This is a genomic window from Mesorhizobium sp. M9A.F.Ca.ET.002.03.1.2, from assembly GCF_003952365.1.
In the GTDB taxonomy this organism is placed as follows: domain Bacteria; phylum Pseudomonadota; class Alphaproteobacteria; order Rhizobiales; family Rhizobiaceae; genus Mesorhizobium.
Genome location: NZ_CP034443.1, coordinates 1,419,567 through 1,439,221, shown reverse-complemented (window position 1 = coordinate 1,439,221; position 19,655 = coordinate 1,419,567). Strand labels below are relative to the sequence as shown.

Annotated in this window: 18 protein-coding genes; 11 read left to right on the top strand and 7 right to left on the bottom strand. The window is 62.6% G+C overall.

What is annotated here, in order from left to right; all coding sequences use genetic code 11:
- Window positions 1-6: 6 nt before the first annotated feature.
- Window positions 7-507, top strand: a complete 501-nt coding sequence (locus EJ066_RS07215) for an FxsA family protein (RefSeq protein WP_126043773.1) — start codon at window positions 7-9, stop codon at window positions 505-507.
- A 120-nt stretch (window positions 508-627) separates the two neighbouring features.
- Window positions 628-1,128, top strand: coding sequence for a protein-export chaperone SecB (secB, locus tag EJ066_RS07210; RefSeq protein ID WP_126036247.1), 501 nt, complete (start codon window positions 628-630; stop codon window positions 1,126-1,128).
- Between the two features lie 79 nt (window positions 1,129-1,207).
- Here secB and dnaQ read toward each other — a convergent pair whose 3' ends face one another.
- The 5 genes from dnaQ to EJ066_RS07185 form a co-directional block, all read right to left on the bottom strand.
- Window positions 1,208-1,930: a DNA polymerase III subunit epsilon gene (gene dnaQ / locus EJ066_RS07205; protein ID WP_126036245.1), complete on the bottom strand. Its 723-nt coding sequence runs from the start codon at window positions 1,928-1,930 to the stop codon at window positions 1,208-1,210.
- Window positions 1,931-2,037: 107 nt separating this feature from the next.
- On the bottom strand, window positions 2,038-2,640 hold the full coding sequence (gene coaE, locus EJ066_RS07200) for a dephospho-CoA kinase (RefSeq protein WP_126036243.1): 603 nt from the start codon (window positions 2,638-2,640) through the stop codon (window positions 2,038-2,040).
- A gap of 4 nt (window positions 2,641-2,644) precedes the next feature.
- On the bottom strand, window positions 2,645-3,499 hold the full coding sequence (locus EJ066_RS07195) for a shikimate dehydrogenase (RefSeq protein WP_126036242.1): 855 nt from the start codon (window positions 3,497-3,499) through the stop codon (window positions 2,645-2,647).
- Window positions 3,492-4,091: a Maf-like protein gene (locus tag EJ066_RS07190; RefSeq protein ID WP_126036240.1), complete on the bottom strand. Its 600-nt coding sequence runs from the start codon at window positions 4,089-4,091 to the stop codon at window positions 3,492-3,494. The genes EJ066_RS07195 and EJ066_RS07190 overlap by 8 nt, the downstream gene beginning before the upstream one ends.
- Window positions 4,092-4,266: 175 nt before the next feature.
- On the bottom strand, window positions 4,267-5,088 hold the full coding sequence (locus EJ066_RS07185; RefSeq protein WP_126036238.1) for a pyruvate, water dikinase regulatory protein: 822 nt from the start codon (window positions 5,086-5,088) through the stop codon (window positions 4,267-4,269).
- A 530-nt stretch (window positions 5,089-5,618) separates the two neighbouring features.
- Between EJ066_RS07185 and hemE the strand changes: the two genes are divergently transcribed.
- The 3 genes from hemE to rho all read left to right on the top strand — a co-directional run bounded on the left by hemE (window position 5,619) and on the right by rho (window position 8,610).
- A complete protein-coding gene (gene hemE / locus EJ066_RS07180; RefSeq protein ID WP_126036237.1) occupies window positions 5,619-6,647 on the top strand; it encodes a uroporphyrinogen decarboxylase in 1,029 nt (342 codons plus the stop codon).
- On the top strand, window positions 6,644-7,180 hold the full coding sequence (gene hemJ / locus EJ066_RS07175) for a protoporphyrinogen oxidase HemJ (protein ID WP_126036235.1): 537 nt from the start codon (window positions 6,644-6,646) through the stop codon (window positions 7,178-7,180). Before hemE ends, hemJ begins: the two co-directional genes overlap by 4 nt.
- 164 nt (window positions 7,181-7,344) lie before the next feature.
- The gene (rho, locus tag EJ066_RS07170; RefSeq protein ID WP_126036233.1) at window positions 7,345-8,610 is read left to right on the top strand and encodes a transcription termination factor Rho; all 1,266 of its coding nucleotides are present in this window, start codon (window positions 7,345-7,347) and stop codon (window positions 8,608-8,610) included.
- Window positions 8,611-8,806: 196 nt separating this feature from the next.
- Here the strand turns inward: rho and EJ066_RS07165 are convergent, their stop codons facing one another.
- On the bottom strand, window positions 8,807-10,825 hold the full coding sequence (locus EJ066_RS07165; protein ID WP_126036232.1) for a thioredoxin domain-containing protein: 2,019 nt from the start codon (window positions 10,823-10,825) through the stop codon (window positions 8,807-8,809).
- A 66-nt stretch (window positions 10,826-10,891) separates the two neighbouring features.
- On the opposite strand from EJ066_RS07165, the gene mnmE reads away from it, so the two are divergent.
- The 5 genes from mnmE to EJ066_RS07140 all read left to right on the top strand — a co-directional run bounded on the left by mnmE (window position 10,892) and on the right by EJ066_RS07140 (window position 16,786).
- Complete coding sequence (gene mnmE / locus EJ066_RS07160; protein WP_126036230.1) at window positions 10,892-12,220, top strand: tRNA uridine-5-carboxymethylaminomethyl(34) synthesis GTPase MnmE; 1,329 nt, start codon at window positions 10,892-10,894, stop codon at window positions 12,218-12,220.
- 246 nt (window positions 12,221-12,466) lie between these two features.
- Window positions 12,467-14,341, top strand: a complete 1,875-nt coding sequence (gene mnmG / locus EJ066_RS07155) for a tRNA uridine-5-carboxymethylaminomethyl(34) synthesis enzyme MnmG (protein WP_126036228.1) — start codon at window positions 12,467-12,469, stop codon at window positions 14,339-14,341.
- Complete coding sequence (gene rsmG / locus EJ066_RS07150; protein WP_126036227.1) at window positions 14,338-14,970, top strand: 16S rRNA (guanine(527)-N(7))-methyltransferase RsmG; 633 nt, start codon at window positions 14,338-14,340, stop codon at window positions 14,968-14,970. The genes mnmG and rsmG overlap by 4 nt, the downstream gene beginning before the upstream one ends.
- Window positions 14,971-15,012: 42 nt before the next feature.
- Entirely contained in the window at window positions 15,013-15,813 is an 801-nt protein-coding gene (locus EJ066_RS07145) for a ParA family protein (protein WP_126036225.1), read from the top strand.
- An 82-nt stretch (window positions 15,814-15,895) separates the two neighbouring features.
- Entirely contained in the window at window positions 15,896-16,786 is an 891-nt protein-coding gene (locus EJ066_RS07140; protein ID WP_126036223.1) for a ParB/RepB/Spo0J family partition protein, read from the top strand.
- 165 nt (window positions 16,787-16,951) lie between these two features.
- On the opposite strand, the gene holA is transcribed toward EJ066_RS07140, so the two are convergent.
- Window positions 16,952-17,998: a DNA polymerase III subunit delta gene (gene holA, locus EJ066_RS07135; RefSeq protein ID WP_126036221.1), complete on the bottom strand. Its 1,047-nt coding sequence runs from the start codon at window positions 17,996-17,998 to the stop codon at window positions 16,952-16,954.
- 422 nt (window positions 17,999-18,420) lie between these two features.
- Here holA and EJ066_RS07130 point away from each other — a divergent pair, with 422 nt between their 5' ends.
- Window positions 18,421-19,653, top strand: coding sequence for a 3-methyl-2-oxobutanoate dehydrogenase (2-methylpropanoyl-transferring) subunit alpha (locus EJ066_RS07130; RefSeq protein WP_126036219.1), 1,233 nt, complete (start codon window positions 18,421-18,423; stop codon window positions 19,651-19,653).
- Window positions 19,654-19,655 lie beyond the last annotated feature (2 nt).

Genomic DNA, 19,655 nt, shown 5'->3' with positions numbered 1-19,655 from the left:
CAAGATTTGCGTATTTCGCTGCTTCCCCTGTTCATCATCGCGCTTCCGCTTCTGGAGATCGCCGGTTTCGTCATTGTCGGCCGCCAGGTCGGCGCACTGGCGACGGTTGGCTTGGTGCTGGCTTCGAGCATAGCCGGTGCGCTATTGTTGCGGCACCAGGGTTTCGGCGTCATGACCCGGGTGCGTGCCGAAATGGACGCCGGACGCGATCCTAGCCGCCAGCTCGCGCATGGCGCCATGATCGTGCTGGCAGCGATCCTGCTCATCATTCCGGGCTTCATAACAGATATTTTCGGCATTCTGCTGTTCCTGCCGCCGGTCCGCGACCTTGCCTGGCGCCTGTTGAAAGGCCGCATCGTGCTGGCGACCGATTTCAGCACTGGCGGGTTCCGGGCGAGGCCGCGCGACAAGATCATCGATCTCGACGACGGCGACTATTCGCGCGACGACGATTACCGGCGCGGACCGGATCACAATTCTCCCTGGCGCCGCCTCAAGGACGAGTAGGTCGGAAAACGCCTCGGGAACGAGTAGGTCGGCAAACCTTGTCTTGTCATGCCGACCATGGTAGCGAACGCCCGATTTCAATCCGGTCAGCAACGCTGCCCAGGCAAAAGGACACGGCTTATGGCCAGCAAAGACGACGCGCCGACCGGCGCAGCCAGTGGCAACGGCAACGCGGCGCAGCCTTCGCTCAACGTGCTCGCCCAATATGTGAAGGACCTTTCCTTCGAAAGCCCCGGGGCGCCGAACTCGCTGCGCGGCCGCGACAAGGCCCCCGGCATCGCCATCAACGTCAATGTCAACGCCAACCCGCTTTCGGACAAGCAGTTCGACGTCAATTTGACGCTGAACGCCAAGGCGTCCTTTGATCAGGAAGTGCTGTTCAACGTCGAGCTGGTCTATGGCGGCGTGTTCGCCATCAGCGGCTTCCCGCAGGAGCACATGCTGCCGCTCCTGTTCATCGAATGCCCGCGGCTGCTGTTCCCGTTCGCCAGGCAGATCATTGCCGAAGCAACGCGCAATGGGGGCTTCCCGCCCCTGATGCTCGACCCGATCGATTTCGCTCAGATGTTCCAGCAAAAGTTGGCCGAGGACCAGGCCGCCGGCAAGGTCAAGGCGAGCTGAGAAAGTTATCTCGGTAGCGTTTGAGAAGCCCGGCCTCGCGCCGGGCTTTTTTGTTGAGAAGTCGGCGGGACAGTCAAAATCACTGTGCCACAGAGCTCGCTTCCGGGGCGACGCGTAGCCAGAGCGCCTTTTCGCCGAGCGTGCCGACCATGCTCGCGTGAGCTATACGATCTGCATCGGTCAGACGAGTTGATAGCGCTATCGGCCGGATGCCGATGATGATGTCGATATCGTCGACGTTTCTCCTTCCGGCGGCCGGCGCTGTGGCACTGTCGAGAACAAGCGCCGCCTGCTTGCCGCCGATAAGCTCGATATAGACCTCGGCCAGCAATTCCGAATCGAGCAGCGCGCCGTGCTTGGTGCGACGGGCATTGTCGATACCGTAGCGCCGGCACAGCGCATCCAGCGAATTGGGACCCATCGGGTGCCTGCGGCGTGCCAGCGCTAGTGTGTCGACGACACGCCCGGGGTCGACAATAGGATGGCCAAGCCGGCTGAATTCGACATTGAGGAAGCCGATATCGAAAGTGGCATTATGGGCGACCAGCTTCGCGCCGTCGATGAAGGCGAGAAACTCCTCGGCGATGTCGCTGAAGGTCGGCTTGCCCGCGAGATCGGCAGCGCTGATGCCATGAACGGCCTGCGCCTCAGCATGAATCGGACGTCCTTGCGGATTGATGTAGTGGTGGAAGGTACGGCCGGTCGGGAAACGATTGACTAGCTCGATGCAGCCAAGCTCGATAACGCGGTCCTCGCGGGAATCGAGACCGGTGGTTTCCGTATCGAAGATGATCTCGCGCATCGAATCAGTCCATTTGGTTTCGGCTTTATTCTAACCGAAACCGTTCTCATTTCGGGAATCATACTCGTGAACAAAATGGCAACATATTACGCCTGACGCAAGCGTCGTTAAGCAGGCCCGCCTGCTTTATCCCCGACCAGTTCGGCGACGATCGCATCGACCGCCGCGCGGGCGGCTTCAAAACCTTGTCCGGTGTCGATGACGAAATCGGCGGCCTCGCGCTTTTTGGCGTCGGGAACCTGCCTGGCCAGGATCGACGCCAGCTTCTTTTCCGTCATACCCTGCCGCGCCAGCACGCGGGCGCGCTGGATTTCGGCCGAGGCTGTGACGACCACGACCTTGTCGACGCGGCCGCGGCCGCCGGTTTCGAACAGCAGCGGGATGTCGAGAACGACAAGCGGTGCGCCGGCGGCACGCTTCCTCGCCAGGAAGGCATCGGCGTCGGCACGGACGAGCGGGTGGATGATGGCTTCCAGCCTTTTCAGCGCGGCGGCATCGCCGAGCACCCGCTCGGCCAGCTTTTTGCGGTCGACCGCCCCGGAAAGGGTGGTTCCGGGAAAAGCCGCTTCCACCAGCGGAGCCGCCTTGCCGGCGTAGAGGCGGTGCACCGTCTCGTCTGAATCGTGGACGGGCACGCCGGCCTCGGCAAACATCTTTGCCGTGGTCGACTTGCCCATGCCGATCGATCCGGTGAGGCCGAGCACGATCATGTTTTCATTCCTTGGTCATTCCTTGGGCACCGAGATCGGCGACGATCATCCGCCGCAATTCGGCGGTGACCTGCGGCCTGATGCCGAACCAGCGCTCGAAGCCGGGCACCGCCTGGTGCAGCAGCATGCCGAGCCCGTCGACTGTCTTCAGGCCCCGCGCTTTGGCTGCGGCCAGCAACGGCGTTTCCAGCGGTACATAAACAATGTCGGTGACGATGGCATGGTCCGGCAGCCTGGCCGGATCGGCGGACAGGCCCTCATTGCCATGCATGCCGAGCGCCGTGGTGTTGACCAGCAGGCCGGCATCGGCAAGCAATTCGCCGGTCGCGGCCGTGCCGTGGGCCGAGATCCCGGCGCCGAAGCGGTCGCGCAGCTCCACGGCGCGAGCGAGCGTCCGGTTGACGATGCGGATGTCGCCAACCCCGCGCTCAATCAGCGCATGGATGACCGCGCGGGAGGCGCCGCCGGCGCCGAGCACCACGGCCGGGCCGTTTGCGGCCCAGCCCGGCGCATGCTCGTCGAGATTGGCGGCAAAGCCATGAGCGTCGGTGTTGCCGCCCCACAAATCGCCGCCTTCGAACCACAGCGTGTTGACCGCGCCGATTTGCTCGGCAGCATCGTCACGGCGCGCCGCCAACGCGAAGGCGGCCTCCTTGTGTGGGATGGTGACGTTGCCGCCACGGTAGCCGTTCGCCTCGAGCGTCCTAACGAAATCGGCAAAATCGTCCGGCGCAACGTCGATAGCCCGGTAGCTACCGTCGATGCCGTATGTCGCCAGCCAGTAGCCATGGATATTCGGCGACCGCGAATGGGCGACCGGGTGGCCGGCGACGAAGGCCTTTTTCGCGGTCTCAGCCATCGATGGCTCCGAGGTCGCGCAGCTTGGCCAGGACGGGCAGAAGCGGCAGTCCGACGATGGTGAAATAGTCGCCCTCGATCTTTTCGAACAGCTGGATGCCCTCGCCCTCGATCTGATAGGCGCCGACGCTGGATAGCGCCTTGGCGCCGACGCGCGCCAGATGGCGGCCGATGAAGGCCGGATCCAGCTTTCGCATGGTCAGGCTGGCGACGTTGACATGCCGCCACAGAACAGCGCCGTCGCGGGCGAGCACCACGGCACTGTTGAGCTGATGGGTCTTGCCAGACAGCGCCAGCAGATGGCGGCGCGCGCCTTCCATGTCGGCCGGTTTGTGAAACACTTCGTCGCCGAGCGACAGCGTCTGGTCGCAGCCGAGCACCAGGGCGCCGGGCTTTCGCTCGCTGACCTCGGTGGCCTTGGCCTCGGCAAGCACCAGGGCGACATCCTCCGGCGAAACACCGCTGTCTTTTAGTGGCGCCTCAAGCGCGCGCTCATTGACTTCCGCCGGGACCGCCTCGATGGCAACGCCGGCATTGACGAGCATCGCCTTGCGGAACGGACTTCCCGAAGCAAGGATGATTTTTTCGGTCATGATTTTTTCGCGCCCGATTTTGGCACTCGCCGAGGGTGTGTTGAGATTCAGGTCAGGCCGCGCCGAGAATGGTGGGTTCCGAGAACCGGAACGGAGCGGACATTTGGGTCCCTGAGTACCGGAATCGCAGGAAACCGCCGTTCGCAGGCCGGCATCACCTGAATATCGACATGCCCTAGCGTGTCTTGCCGCGCAGGGCAACGATCGCCGCCGCCGTCTCTTCGATCGAGCGGCGGCTGACGTCGATCATCGGCCAGCCATGCCGGGTGCAGATCTGGCGGGCATAGGCGAGTTCCTCGGTGATCGCGGCGCGATCAACATAGTCGGTCGGTTCATAGGCGCTGGTGTTACCGAGGATGCGGTTCTGGCGGACCTGCGAGATGCGCTCGGCGGTGGCGATCAGCCCGACGATCAGCGGCGTCCTGGCATTGACCAGGCTTTCCGGCACCGGCACGCCGAGCACGATCGGGATGTTGGCTGTCTTGATGCCGCGATTGGCGAGATAGATGCTGGTCGGCGTCTTCGAGGTGCGCGAGATGCCGATGAGCACGATGTCGGCGTCATCCATATTGGCCGGCAGTTGGCCGTCATCATGCTCCATAGTGAAGTTGAGCGCGTCAATGCGACGAAAATATTCGGCATCGAGGACATGCTGGGCGCCGACGCGGCGACCGGCCGGCGTGCCGAGATAGGACTGGAACACAGCCAGCACCGGTTCCAGCACGGAAACGCAAGGCAGGCCCATGGCCGCGCAGCGTTCGTCGATGCCGCGGGCAAGGTTCTGATCTACGACCGTATAAAGGATGATGCCCGGCTCCTCCTCGATGTCCTCGAACACTTTCGTCACCTGCTTTTCGGTGCGGATGAGCGGATAGATATGCTCGATGGCGCGCGCATCCTTGTATTGCGCGGAAGCCGCGCGGCCGGCCGCCAGCAGCGTTTCACCGGTGGCATCGGAAATCAGGTGAAGGTGAAAGAAGCTCTGGGGTTTGTTCACAGGGGTTCGTTCCAAGCTGTGGGCCGATGTGGATAAGGTCGATCGGAAAGAGCGGCCGGTTTGGAACGACTGTATCAGATGGCGGCTTGTCCACAATTCGATGCGCTGTCGGCTTCGTCGGGCGACTGGGGACAAGTCAGTGGACGGGCTTTTTTGCCCCGGCTCCATCCACAGGGTCATTTTCTTTGGGCCGGCGATAACTCATTGACTCCAGCCGGAGATTCCCGGTCTTCCACAAAGTCCTACAATCCCTTCGGGGAAGCACGCGACAATATGCTGGCTGGTCTTTGTCGGGGCAAAGCGGGACAGGTGACAACCACCACAACCAACAGACTCTTAGAATCAGAAGATTCTTAGAAATAGAATATTTGATTATAGAGAAGCCTGGAGAGGCAGAGGATTTGACTCTTTGACCAGGCCTAAAAGAGATGATGAACGGTCGCTGCGGATCGGCCTTTCGTTGCCGATCGCCAACGTTCGCGATTGGCTGCATGCCACCAAGTTCACTACACCGGAGAGGCGAGCGCCGAATGCCTGAAAACCGCATCATGCTGGACGTGCTGAAAGGCAAGACGGTATCTCCCCCGCCGCTCTGGATGATGCGGCAAGCCGGTCGCTATCTGCCGGAATATCGGGAGACACGCAGGCGGGCCGGATCGTTCCTCGATCTTTGCTACGATCCCGATCTTGCCGTGGAAGTGTCGCTGCAACCGATCGAGCGCTTCGGCTTCGATGCATCGATCCTGTTTTCCGATATCCTTGTCGTGCCGCATGCGCTGGGCCGCGACGTGCGCTTCGAGGAAGGACGTGGGCCGTTGTTGACGCCGATCTCGGCCACGGAAATCGCGGCTCTGGATGGTGAAACGTTTCACGTGAATCTCGAACCGGTCTACGAGACGGTTAGGCGATTGCGCACAAAACTGCCCGATGAAACGACGCTGATCGGCTTCTGCGGCGCGCCTTGGACGGTGGCGACCTACATGATCGCTGGCCACGGTACGCCCGACCAGGCGCCGGCGCGACTGTTCGCCTATCGCGAGCCGGTAGCTTTTTCGCAGCTGCTGAAGGTGCTCGCCGATCATTCGGCGGCTTATCTCATCCGCCAGATCGAAGCCGGCGCCGATGTGGTGCAGATATTTGACTCGTGGTCCGGCGTTCTCGATGAAGTTTCCTTCGAGGCCTTTTGCGTCAGGCCGGTGGCGGAGATCGTCAGGCAGGTTCGGGCCGTGCACCCCAACGTTCCGATCATTGGCTTTCCCAAAGGTGCCGGTGGCCACTACCGGAGTTACCGCCAGAAGACCGGCGTGACGGGGCTGGGCCTCGACTGGACCGTGCCGTTGACGACAGCGCGGGAGCTGCAGCGCAATGGTGCCGTGCAGGGCAATCTCGATCCGTTGCGGCTGGTGGCCGGCGGCAAGGCGCTTGCCGACGGCGTCGAGGCGATCCTCGGGGCGTTAAGCGGTGGGCCGCTGATCTTCAATCTAGGCCATGGCATCACGCCTGAGACGCCCATCGCGCATGTCGAGGCCATGATGAAAATGGTGCGGGGCGCGTCATGACGATGATGGGCGGCACCAATAGCGGTGGGGAGGCGATGCGTCGCGCGGCAATTACGATTGCCGTTTTCCTCGTGCTTGCCGGGCTTTTGTTCCTCTTCGGGCCGGATGATTTCTATCCCTGGGCGAAAGCGATCCATGTCATCGCCGTCATCTCCTGGATGGCCGGCATGCTCTATCTGCCGCGATTACTGGTCTATCATGTCGAAGCGGAAAAAGGTTCCGTCCAGTCGGAAACCTTCAAGGTGATGGAGCGGCGCCTGCTGCGCGGCATAATCAATCCGGCCATGACCGTCACCTGGGTATTCGGCCTTTGGCTTGCCTGGAAAGGCTTTGGTTTTCAGGGCGGTTGGCTGCATGCCAAGATCGCCGCGGTGCTTGGGCTTTCCGCCGTTCATGGCTACCTGGCAGGCGCGGTGCGCAAATTCGCCGAGGACCGCAATGAAAAACCGGCGAGGCACTGGCGGATCGTCAACGAGATCCCCACATTGCTGATGATCGTCATCGTCGTTCTGGTCATCGTGAAGCCGTTTTAAGGCTTCGGTGACCTGCAAAAGGCGGCTTGCTCTTTCAATCGACCGACGATAAAAGACGGGTCTTCCTTCCCGTCATGCGCCGCCGCCCATTATCGCTTTCGGCCGCGCCCGGCATTTATCGCATCCCGCCGATATTTTCCCCAAAGCTCATTCAGAGTCCGTCTATGCAAGAAATGAAACTCACAGAGTTCAAGAACAAGAAACCACCAGAGCTGATCGCCTATGCCGAATCGCTCGAGGTCGAGAACGCCAGCGTCATGCGCAAGCAAGAACTGATGTTCGCGATCCTGAAGAAGCTGGCGACGCAGGATATCGAGATCATCGGCGACGGCGTCGTCGAAGTGCTGCAGGACGGCTTCGGTTTCCTGCGCTCAGCCAATGCCAATTATCTGCCGGGTCCCGACGATATCTATATTTCGCCATCGCAGATCCGTCGGTTCTCGCTGAAGACCGGCGATACCGTCGAAGGTCCGATCCGCAGCCCGAAGGAAGGCGAGCGCTATTTCGCCCTGCTCAAGGTCAACACGATCAATTTCGACGACCCGGAAAAGATCCGCCACAAGATCCATTTCGACAATCTGACGCCGCTTTATCCGACCTCGCGGCTCAGGATGGAGATCGACAATCCGACCAGCAAGGACATCTCGGCGCGCGTCATCGATCTGGTGGCGCCGATCGGCAAGGGCCAGCGCGCGTTGATCAACGCGCAGCCGCGTACCGGCAAGACGGTGCTGATGCAGAACATCGCGCACTCGATAACGGCCAACCATCCGGAATGCTACCTCATCGTGCTTCTGATCGACGAGCGACCGGAAGAAGTAACCGACATGCAGCGCTCGGTGAAAGGCGAGGTGATTTCCTCGACCTTCGACGAGCCGGCGGTGCGCCACGTCCAGGTCGCCGAAATGGTGATCGAGAAGGCCAAACGCCTGGTCGAACATGGCCGCGACGTCGTTATCCTGCTCGATTCGATCACTCGCCTTGGCCGCGCCTACAACACCGTGGTGCCGTCCTCCGGCAAGGTGCTGACCGGCGGTGTCGACGCCAACGCGCTGCAGCGGCCGAAGCGCTTCTTCGGCGCCGCCCGCAACATCGAAGAAGGCGGCTCGCTGACCATCATCGCCACCGCGCTGATCGATACCGGCAGCCGCATGGATGAAGTCATCTTCGAAGAGTTCAAGGGCACTGGTAACTGCGAAATCCAGCTCGACCGCAAGGTGGCCGATAAGCGCATCTATCCGGCCATGGACATTTTGAAATCCGGTACCCGTAAGGAAGACCTGCTGGTTCCGCGCGCCGACCTGCAGAAGATCTTCGTGCTGCGCCGCATTCTGGCGCCGATGGGAACGACCGATGCGATCGAGTTCCTGATTGATAAGCTCAAGCAGACCAAGACCAACGCGGACTTCTTCGATTCGATGAATACGTAGGTTCTTGGCGAGGAGTACCCTCGCCTTCGTCTTCCTCGGGCTTGATCCGAGGATCCATGCCGCGACACCAGTCGGCGGACGCGGCGAAGCAGAACCTGGATCGTTGCGACGCTCGGAAGGAACGGCATGGATCCCAGGGTCTTCGCCGCGTCGCTTCGCTCCTTGTTTCACCCTGGGATGACGAATTCGAACTTCGCTACCGCCGGCGCAAGAGGCGCTCCAGATCCTCGGGATTAGTGATCACCGGCAGGCAGGCCTGCCCGGTGCAGAGCCAGGCACCCGGCTTGTCGGTTGGCGGCAGGATACCGCCAGGTAGCGTCGGTCGATTCGCTTCCGCGCCGACCGGCACGACGATTTCGACCCGGCGCGGGTCCGGATTTCGATTCGCGACCGGAACGAGCTGTGGATTCTCCGAACTGTCCACGATGACCAGTTTCAACGGCTCGATCGCCAGGGCACAGGCGTTGACGATGCCCGCCTGGCCGTAGGCCTGATGCGCCGCACGACCGGCCGCATGTTCAGCGGCCCTCCAGGCCTTTTCCTGCAGATCAAGATCGCCGGTAAGGGAAGACAGCCGGACCAGGGCCTCGATGATCTGGCCGGTGGCTGAAGGAACGGCTTCGTCGACATCACCTCTTATGCGGATCGGCACATCCGTGCTGTCCGACGCGGTCAGATAGTAACCTGTGTTGTCGTCGTCGCGATGCCATTGGTCGAGCTGCGCGATGAATTGGCCGGCCAGATCGGCGTAGTTCGATGTGCCCGTCGCTTCGAACAACGAGATCGCAGCGTTGGTCATGGCGGCGTAGTCGCTCGACAGCGCCGGGAAAAGCTTTTTTGCGCCAAGCATCGAATGCGGCAAGCGGCCGTCCCGGCCGGCGCTAGCAGTGGCAGCAAAGGCCTGTTCGGCCGCCTCGATCCAGTCGATCCGTTTCAGGGCGCGCCCGGCCTCGGCGAGGGCCGCGATCACCAAGCCATTCCAATCGGTCAGGACTTTGCCGTCACGCCCCGGTCCGACGCGTTGGTCCCTGGCTGCCAGCAATTTTTCCTTGAGCGGGATGAGCCGGTCACGATCCACTACGCTTTGCGTTTGCTGCTCGTCGGTTTGGTGGATGATCGGTTTGCCCTCCCAGCCATGCGGGCTGGAGAGCGTGAAGTGTTTGAAAAACAAGGATGATTCGTAGCCGAGAGCGGTTTCTATTTCATCCCTGCCCCAGGTGTAGAACAGCCCCTCCTCGCCCTCGCTGTCGGCGTCGAGGCTGGCGGCGAACGCACCGCCATCGACGCGCATCTCGCGCAGAAGCCAACGAACAGTCTCTTCGATTCGCACCCGGAACAAATTGTTGCCGCTCGCCGCATAGGCCCAATTGCACAGCCGAATGAGCTGCGCGTTGTCGTAGAGCATTTTTTCGAAATGCGGCACCAGCCATTCGGCGTCGGTCGAATAGCGACTAAGCCCGCCGCCGATATGGTCGTAGATCCCGCCCGCCAGCATCTTTTCGAGGCTGAGCAGGACGGCGTCGCGATGGACTGTGGTCCCGTCGCGCAGCCAGGACAGCCAGAGCGTGTGCATGAAGGGCGCGTTGGGGAATTTGGGCGCGCCGCGCAGGCCGCCCAATTCCCTGTCGATCATGCCGTCGATGCCGTTGGCGAGTGTCGCGAGCGTCTCGCGGTCGAGTACCGCCTTGGGATGAGCGCTCGCCAGCCGCGCCTCGACATGTGTGGTCAGGCCGTCAGCGCTTTGGTTAACGCTTTCTTTCTTCTCGCGCCACGCCTTGTCAACCGCCTCCAGCACCTGGACGAAGCCTGGGCGACCATAACGGGCCTCACGCGGAAAATAGGTACCACCCCAGAAGGGCTTTCCGTCTGGCGTCAGGAACATGGTCAGTGGCCACCCGCCCTGCTCTCCCATTGAGGACAGCGCCGCCATGTATATCTGGTCGATGTCCGGTCGCTCTTCGCGATCCACCTTGATATTGACGAAGAGACGGTTCATGACGGCGGCGACGTCGTTGTTCTCGAAGCTCTCATGCGCCATGACGTGGCACCAGTGGCAGGCGGCGTAGCCGACCGAGAGCAGGATTGGCCGCTCCAGCGCCCTTGCTTCGGCGAGCGAAGCCGGGGACCACGCCCGCCAGTGCACAGGGTTGCCGCTATGCTGTTGCAGATAGGGGCTGGCCTCTTCGGCAAGCAGATTTTGTGCGGGCAATGTCACGGTTGTTAGGCGCTCGGCGTGTTTCAATGAGTAAGCGAAGCTAGGGCGGTTGTGCTGGGTCGGCAAATGATTTCAGGTGATTCCATTGTTGCCTTGTCGAGCGGCCGCCTGCCCGCGGGCGTGGCCGTGGTCCGCATCTCCGGTCCACAAAGTCGATTCGTGGTCGAAACGATTGCCGGTTCGACGGTCAAGAACCGCGTGGCAGCCTATCGCAAGTTGAGGGCGCCCGATGGATCGGTGCTCGACAGTGGCCTGGTCGTTTTCTTTGCCGGCCCGAACAGCTTCACTGGTGAAGACATCGCCGAGTTCCATATCCATGGCGGGCGCGCGGTCGTGGCAAAGATATTGGAGACGATCGCCGGCTTTGACGGTGTCAGGCATGCCGAGCCGGGCGAGTTCACCCGCCGCGGCTTTCTCAACGGCAAGATCGATCTGGTCGAGACAGAGGCGCTGGCCGATCTCGTCAACGCCGAAACCGAGGCACAGCGGCGCTTTGCCGTGCAGAATGCCGAAGGTGTGCAGAGCGAGCTCTATCTGGGTTGGCGCCGGCGGCTTATCCACGCGCGGGCGATGATCGAGGCCGAGATCGATTTTGCCGACGAAGACGACGTGCCCGGTTCCGTTGCGGAGACGGTCTGGGCGGACGTCCGGGCGATGATCGGCGAGATCGAACGTCATGTCGATGGCTTCCGGGCCGCCGAAATCATCCGCGACGGGTTCGAAGCCGTCATTCTTGGCGCGCCGAATGCCGGGAAATCAAGCCTGTTTAATGCGCTGGCACGACGTGAGGCGGCGATCGTTACGGAAGTGCCCGGCACGACCCGCGATCTGCTCGAAGTGGTGCTGGATCTGGAGGGCATGCGCGTCAGAGTGACCGATACGGCCGGCCTGCGCGAGGCTCCCGGCAGGATCGAAGCCATCGGCATCGAAAAGGCAAGGAGCAAGGCTGGGACTGCCGATCTGTTGCTCGTGCTGGAGGATATGGTGGACCCGGTCCCGATCGGCTCAATACCAGCCGATATTCCGACACTGAGGATCGGGACGAAGGCCGATTTGCTGCAGGATAGATCATCGACGTCGGCGACGCATTACGACGCGGCTATCTCGACCAAGGACGGCACCGGGCTGGCGGAATTGCTGGCGGAGATCGGCCGTCGCGCCGCGGCGCAGGTTGGCCAGGCCGGCGATATCCTGCCGTCGCGGCTGCGGCACGTCGAACTCCTCAATGAGACGAAACGCTTTCTGCTTGCGGCGGTGGCAGGGGATGAACGTGTGCAGGAGCTGCGGGCTGAGGAATTGCGCCTGGCGGCGGATCGGCTTGGCCGGATCGTCGGAGCTGTCGATGTCGAGGATATGTTGGACGTCATCTTCGCGCAGTTCTGCATCGGCAAATGACTCACGTGAAACATTTTTGGATCGGGAAGAACGCGGCGATGCAGATGGAGCGGCGGCGATCCTTCGTTCCCCCTCTGTCCCGCCGGCGTTTCGCTTGCTTCCGGGGAATCAGCGCTGTGATTCACGTGAAACACCGCGCGATCAACGGAGACGGCATTGTTTCACGTGAAACGATTCGTCGAGCATCCTTGACAGCGCAGGCTCTCGGGGACATGTGTCGGCGACTTCTGAATCTGGAACACTGAAATGACCGATCACTTTGATGTGGTTGTGGTGGGCGGCGGCCATGCTGGTTGCGAGGCGGCCAGCGTTGCCGCGCGCGCCGGTGCCAGGACGGCGCTGGTGACGCTGCGCTTCGACACGATCGGCGTCATGTCTTGCAATCCGGCGATCGGCGGCCTTGGCAAGGGGCACCTGGTGCGCGAGATCGACGCCATGGACGGGCTGATGGGCCGCGTCGCCGACGCGGCCGGCATCCAGTTCCGTCTGCTCAACCGCCGCAAGGGACCCGCGGTTCGCGGGCCGCGTACGCAAGCGGATCGCAAGCTCTATCGCCTTGCCATGCAAGCGGCGATTCGGGAGCAGAACGATCTCGACGTCGTCGAGGGCGAGGTACTGGATTTCGAAATCTCCAATGGGCGTATCGCGGCGGTCCTGCTGGCAGGAGGCCGCAGGCTTGCTTGCGGCGCGGTGGTGCTGACGACCGGTACCTTCCTGCGCGGGCTGATCCATATTGGCGAGAAGAAGATCGTCGCCGGCCGGATGAACGAACAGGCCAGCCTCGGTCTGTCTGCCACAATGGCGCACGCGGGCTTCAAGCTCGGGCGGCTGAAGACGGGCACGCCGCCGCGGCTCGATAGCAGGACCGTCGACTGGGCGTCGCTGGAGAGCCAGGCGGCGGATGAGTATCCCTCGCCGTTCTCGCTGTTGACCGACCGCATCGAGAACCCGCAGATCCATTGCGGCATCACGCGCACAACCGCGGCGACGCATGAGCTGATCCGCGGCAATCTGAGCCGCTCCGCCATGTATTCCGGCTCGATCGAAGGGGTGGGGCCGCGCTACTGCCCGTCCATCGAGGACAAGATCGTCAAGTTCGGCGACCGCGAAGGCCACCAGATTTTCCTGGAGCCAGAAGGCTTGGACGATGACACCGTGTACCCAAACGGCATTTCGACATCGCTGCCCGAGGACGTGCAGCTGGACATTCTCAAGACCATCCCTGGCCTTGAACGGGCGACTATGCTGCAGCCGGGTTACGCCATCGAGTATGACCATGTCGATCCGCGCGAACTGCAGCCGACGCTCGAGACCAAGCGAATCTCCGGTCTTTTCCTCGCCGGGCAGATCAATGGCACGACCGGCTACGAGGAGGCGGGCGCGCAAGGGCTGCTCGCCGGCCTCAACGCCGCGCGGCAGGCATCCGCAAGCGACGAGATCGTGCTCAGCCGCACCGAGGCCTATATCGGGGTGATGGTCGACGATCTGACCAGCCGCGGCATCGCCGAACCCTACCGCATGTTCACCTCGCGGGCCGAGTTCCGGCTGTCGCTGCGGGCGGACAATGCCGATGAGCGGTTGACGCCGCTGGCCATGAGGCTCGGCATCGCCTCGCCGGAACGGATGCAACGGTTCAATGACGTCGTGCAGGACCTTGAAAAGGCGCGCAAGCTTGCGCTTGGCACGACCATGACCCCCAACGAGGCCGCGCGCCATGGACTTGAAGTCAACAGGGACGGGGTGCGCCGCTCCGCCTATGAGTTGCTAGCCTATCCGGGTGTCGATGTGGCCTGGCTGGCCCGAGTCGCCCCTGAGTTTGGCGCCATCGACGCCAAAACAGCAGAACGCCTCGAAACGGAGGCGAAATATTCAGTCTATCTCGACCGCCAGCAGGCCGACGTCACACAAATCAGGCATGAGGAGAGCCGGCTGATCCCGGATTCACTGGACTTTGCATCCGTTCCCGGCCTGTCCAACGAGCTGAAGCAGAAGATGTTGGTGCGCCAGCCGCGGTCCATCGCCGACGCCCAGCGCATGGAAGGCATGACGCCGGCGGCGCTGGCAATCATTGTCGCGCATGTCCGCAACGCCGAGGCTGCCTCGCGAAGGGATGTTGCGTGAGCGCTGCCTCATGGTCGAGCCTGAAAGAGGCCGCGGGCCCGGTTTCACGTGAAACATTCGACCGGCTGGTCGAGTTTGAGACGGTCTTCCAGAAATGGAACCGCCGGATAAACCTGGCGGCGCCATCGACGATGGACGATGTCTGGCGACGGCACATCCTCGACAGCGCGCAGCTTGCGCGAATCAAGCCAGACGCGAAGCGCTGGGTCGATCTGGGCTCGGGCGGCGGTTTTCCCGGCCTTGTGCTTGCCTTCCTGCTCGCCGAGCGTGACGGCGCCAGCATCGATCTGGTTGAAAGCAATCGGAAAAAGGCATCGTTCCTGCAAGCGGTCGTCGGCCAATTCAACCTCCCCGCCCGCATTGTCGCGCGGCGCATCGCCGACACCTATCCGCTTGTTTCGGCGCCACAAATCGTCACGGCCAGGGCGCTGGCGTCGCTTCCGGTCCTGCTCGACCTGTCGGCGCCGTGGCTGACGAAAGGCGCGTGCGGGTTGTTCCACAAAGGCCGGGATTACCGCGCCGAAGTGGCAGAAAGCGCTCAACGATGGTCATTCGATCTGGTAGAACATGCCAGCATGACCGACGCTCATGGCGTCATCCTTGAGCTGTCTAACTTGCGACTTGTCTGATCTGCTTATGGCGACCTCGGAATGAATTTCTGGCATAGACCCATGATGAAGAATGGCCCCCGAATCATCACCGTAGCCAACCAGAAGGGCGGCGTCGGCAAGACGACGACGGCCATCAACCTGGCCACGGCGCTGGCGGCGATCGGCGAAAAGGTGCTGATCGTCGACCTCGACCCGCAAGGCAATGCCAGCACGGGGCTGGGGATCGACCGGCGCGATCGCACGGTTTCGTCCTACGACGTGCTGACCGGCGAACTGGATCTGGAGGCGGCGGCGATACCCACGGCGGTGCCGGGCCTGTCGATCGTGCCGTCGACGCTTGATCTGCTCGGCATTGAAATGGAGATTGCGTCGGCGCCGGACCGCGTGCTGCGGCTGCGCAATGCCTTGCGTGCCTCGGCCGAGCGCTCCGCGAATTTTGGCTATGTGCTCATCGATTGCCCGCCGTCGCTCAATCTTCTGACGCTGAACTCGATGGCCGCGGCCGATTCGGTGCTGGTGCCGCTGCAATGCGAGTTCTTTGCGCTTGAAGGCTTGAGCCAGCTGCTGGAGACGGTCGAGCAGGTCCGCCGTTCAATCAATCCCGAGCTGACGATCCAGGGCATCGTGCTGACCATGTTCGACGGGCGCAACAACCTTGCGAACCAGGTGGTGCAGGATGTGCGGGCGCATATGGGCGACAAGGTCTACGAAACCGTCATCCCGCGCAATGTGCGTGTCTCTGAGGCGCCGTCCTACGGCAAGCCGGCGATCCTCTACGACCTCAAATGCTCGGGCAGTCAGGCCTATCTGCAGCTTGCCTCCGAGGTGATCCGCCGCGAGCGCAAATTGCGCGCCGCCTAATGCATGTCGCCCTAAAGTGGGAACTGGTATCGGATAGCGGCATGCAAAAGCTGATTCGATACCGAAACGATCTGGACAGACGATGAGCGAAGACCTTTCGAGAAAAAGACTGGGGCGGGGACTGGCCGCGCTGATCGGCGAAATTGATCGTCCGGCAGCAGTGGAAAAGCAGAGCATGAATGCCGACGGCAAGGTACCGATCGAGTTTCTGAGCCCGAACCCGAAAAACCCGCGCCGGCACTTTGGCGATGCCGACCTGACCGATCTCGCCCAGTCGATCCGCGAACATGGCGTGGTGCAGCCGGTGGTGGCGCGGCCGTCGGCGACGCAGCCCGGCCGCTATGAGATCATTGCCGGCGAGCGGCGCTGGCGCGCGGCGCAGCGCGCCGGGCTGAGCGATATCCCGATCATTGTCCGCGACGTCAACGATCGCACGGCGCTGGAACTCGCGATCATCGAAAATGTCCAGCGCACCGACCTCAACCCAGTCGAGGAGGCGCTCGGCTATCAGCAGCTGATCGACGACCACGGCTACACCCAGGCCGATCTCGGCCAGGTGATCGGCAAGAGCCGCAGCCATGTCGCCAACACGCTGAGGCTACTGAAGCTGCCCGACGTGATCCGCGACATGCTGGTCGACGGCGCCCTGTCGGCCGGTCACGCCCGCACATTGGTGACATCAGAGGACCCGGCCGGACTGGCCAAGCGGATCGTCGAGGAAGGGCTTTCGGTGCGCCAGGCCGAAGCGCTGGCGCAGATGCCGGCTGGCGGAACGGCAAAAGCTGCGCGGCCACCGGTGAGCGCGCCAGAAAAAAAAGACGCCGACACGCTGGCGCTGGAAAAACTGATGACCGACACGATCGGCATGATTGTCACGATCGAGCACAAGGAGCGCGGCGGCGTGCTTCGCGTCGCATATCGGACACTGGACCAGCTCGACGAGCTCTGCCGGCGTTTGAAGCAAGAGCGGTAGGCGTTTGAGGCAACGCGATATTTAGCCGGCAAATAAAGTTCTGGCTTAGGATTACGCATCGCGTCGATGGATAAGGAAAAAGGGTGGCCACTGCGCCGGCCCCTTTCTTCTGCGATGCTTGCGATTGGCGAAATCGTCGGAGCAATCAATCTCCCCCGCAAGGGATCACGCTCTCTGCCCCAGCCGGGCGCTTTCGACGGCGATGCCGAGCAACGCCTGCCGTGCCAGCGCGACCGAGAGATCCGGGCGCCGCCGCGTCTGCAGGACCGCCGTCTGCAAGCGGGTCAAGGCGCGGCCCAGCGCCTCGCTGTTCCAGCGTTCGAGAGCCCTCTCCACCAGCTTTCGCCTAGCGAAAAACACCGGTGGGCGCGCCGCTGCAACGACCGCCGCCGCATTTCGGCCGCCGGCATCCATCAGGCCGCGCATGGCCTGGATCGCCTGCAACTGCCGCATCGCGGCTGAAAGCACCAGAAAGGCCTGACCGCCGGACTGGCAGTGGCGGGTGAAGGCTATGTCGAAGTCGCTGACTTTGCCTTCGAGCAAGGCATCGACGGCATCGTCGAAGGAGAGGCCGGAGACGTCGCCCGATGTCGCCTTGACATCGTCGAGGCCGATTTCGGTCTGGCCATGGGCGTAGAGCACCAGTTTTTCGATTTCGCCGCGCGAGGCCAGCCGGTCACCACCGAGGTTCCGGCGCAGCGCCTGGCGGGCCTCCAGCGTCATCGACATGCCGGCCTTGCGCAATTCATCATCGATAACCGTGTCTATGTCCCGGGCCTCGTCGGCATAGCAGGGCAAGGCCATCGCGTTGTCGGCTGCCTCGACAATGGCGCGCAGGCCGACGTTCTTCTTCAGGTCACCGGCCTCGATCAGGATGATGGCGTCACGCGGCGGCTCCGCGGTCAGCGCCTTGATGTCGTCGGCAAGCGCCTTCTGACCGGAGGCATTGCGCACCCAGAGCAGGCGCCGGTCCGAAAACATCGGCACGGTGCGCGCCTCGTCGAGCAGGCGGCCCTCGTCGCGGTCCACTTCCGAACCGTCCAGCCTGACCACCGAGAACGGATCGTCTAACGGCAGGCCGGTTTTGCCGGCAAAGGCTTTTGCCCGCTCGGCGACGAGCCCGCGATCGGGACCATAGAGCAGAACGATCAAGATACGCGGATCGGGCCGCGCCAACCACGAATCGACCTCATAACCTTTCTTTTGTGCCATGGGTTCTGGTTAGCATGATGCTGGCGCGGGGTGAACGGCGCTGCTCCTCCTTCCTTCTCTCCTTTTGGATTGGCGCGCAGCGCCGAGACGGAAGAGGGGTGCGGGACGGAGTGCCGTCCTTGCCAAGCTGGAACACCCCTCATCCGTCGCCTTCGGCGACACCTTCTCCCACAAGGGGAGAAGGAAAGGGGCGCCGCGCGAGGCCTCAATCCGACGTGTTGTCTTATCTGGCGAGAAACCCGGCGCAATCATGCGCCAAATTGCGCGTGGCGGCGGAAGATCGACAAGAAATTTCGCCGACATATCTGCATCTTGACGAGTGCTGGCCGGCGCGGTTGTTGGCCCGAAGCCTTGCCCGACGAATTGGCACTGGTCTGGCGGTGTGCAAATATCGGGCCGGGCAACATTGGAGGACGAAGGTCATGGCCGATTCTGGAATGTTGCGCTTCCATGTGCCTGAACCCGAGGTGCGGCCAGGCGGGACGCCGGATTTTTCCAACGTGACCATCCCCAAGGCCGGCTCGGTGCCGCGCCCGGAGATCGATGTCGATCCCCGCACCATCCGCGACATGGCGTTCTCGATCATCCGCGTGCTGAACCGCGCCGGCGGGGCCGTAGGACCCTGGGCCGGCCTGCTTTCCGACGACGAATTGCTGGAAGGCCTGCGCCACATGATGACGCTGCGCAGCTTCGACGCGCGCATGCAGATGGCGCAGCGCCAGGGCAAGACCTCCTTCTACATGCAGCATCTGGGCGAAGAGGCGGTGAGCTGCGCCTTCCGCAAGGCGTTGGCGCCGGGTGACATGAATTTTCCGACCTATCGGCAGGCAGGGCTGCTCATCGCCGACGGCTATCCGATGGTCACGATGATGAACCAGATCTATTCGAACGAGGCCGATCCACTGAAAGGACGGCAGCTGCCGATCATGTATTCGTCGAAGGAGCATGGCTTCTTCTCGATCTCCGGCAATCTGGCGACGCAGTATGTCCAGGCGGTCGGCTGGGCGATGGCTTCGGCGATCAGCAACGATTCGAAGATTGCCGCGGCCTGGATCGGCGACGGTTCGACGGCCGAGTCCGACTTCCATTCGGCGCTGGTTTTCGCCTCGACCTACAAGGCGCCGGTCGTGCTCAACGTCGTCAACAACCAGTGGGCGATCTCGACCTTCCAGGGTATTGCCCGCGGCGGCTCCGGCACCTTCGCCGCGCGTGGCCTCGGCTTCGGCATTCCGTCGCTGCGGGTTGACGGCAACGACTATCTCGCCGTCCACGCGGTCGCTAAATGGGCCGCCGAGCGCGCGCGGAGCAATCTCGGGCCGACGCTGGTCGAATATGTCACCTACCGGGTCGGCGCGCATTCGAGCTCGGACGATCCCTCCGCTTACCGACCGAAGGCCGAGTCCGACGCATGGCCGCTCGGCGACCCCATCATCAGGCTGAAGAACCATCTCATCCAGCGCGGCGTCTGGTCGGACGAGCGCCACACCCAGGCTGAAGCGGAGATCCTCGAAACGGTGATCGCGGCGCAAAGGGAGGCCGAGCGCCACGGCACGCTGCATGCCGGCGGCAAGCCATCGGCACGGGACATGTTCGAGGGCGTCTATGCTGAGATGCCACCGCATCTCAGGCGCCAGCGCCAGCAGGCGGGGGTCTGATC

What these genes read in the sequence shown, in the direction of transcription:
- secB (WP_126036247.1), top strand. Translation starts at nt 628, where the DNA reads ATGGCCAGCAAAGACGACGCGCCGACCGGCGCAGCCAGTGGCAACGGC.
- dnaQ (WP_126036245.1), bottom strand. Translation starts at nt 1,930, where the DNA reads ATGCGCGAGATCATCTTCGATACGGAAACCACCGGTCTCGATTCCCGC.
- coaE (WP_126036243.1), bottom strand. Translation starts at nt 2,640, where the DNA reads ATGATCGTGCTCGGCCTCACCGGATCGATCGGCATGGGCAAGTCGACC.
- EJ066_RS07195 (WP_126036242.1), bottom strand. Translation starts at nt 3,499, where the DNA reads ATGGCTGAGACCGCGAAAAAGGCCTTCGTCGCCGGCCACCCGGTCGCC.
- EJ066_RS07190 (WP_126036240.1), bottom strand. Translation starts at nt 4,091, where the DNA reads ATGACCGAAAAAATCATCCTTGCTTCGGGAAGTCCGTTCCGCAAGGCG.
- hemE (WP_126036237.1), top strand. Translation starts at nt 5,619, where the DNA reads ATGCCTGAAAACCGCATCATGCTGGACGTGCTGAAAGGCAAGACGGTA.
- hemJ (WP_126036235.1), top strand. Translation starts at nt 6,644, where the DNA reads ATGACGATGATGGGCGGCACCAATAGCGGTGGGGAGGCGATGCGTCGC.
- rho (WP_126036233.1), top strand. Translation starts at nt 7,345, where the DNA reads ATGCAAGAAATGAAACTCACAGAGTTCAAGAACAAGAAACCACCAGAG.
- mnmE (WP_126036230.1), top strand. Translation starts at nt 10,892, where the DNA reads ATGATTTCAGGTGATTCCATTGTTGCCTTGTCGAGCGGCCGCCTGCCC.
- mnmG (WP_126036228.1), top strand. Translation starts at nt 12,467, where the DNA reads ATGACCGATCACTTTGATGTGGTTGTGGTGGGCGGCGGCCATGCTGGT.
- EJ066_RS07145 (WP_126036225.1), top strand. Translation starts at nt 15,013, where the DNA reads ATGATGAAGAATGGCCCCCGAATCATCACCGTAGCCAACCAGAAGGGC.
- EJ066_RS07140 (WP_126036223.1), top strand. Translation starts at nt 15,896, where the DNA reads ATGAGCGAAGACCTTTCGAGAAAAAGACTGGGGCGGGGACTGGCCGCG.
- holA (WP_126036221.1), bottom strand. Translation starts at nt 17,998, where the DNA reads ATGGCACAAAAGAAAGGTTATGAGGTCGATTCGTGGTTGGCGCGGCCC.
- EJ066_RS07130 (WP_126036219.1), top strand. Translation starts at nt 18,421, where the DNA reads ATGGCCGATTCTGGAATGTTGCGCTTCCATGTGCCTGAACCCGAGGTG.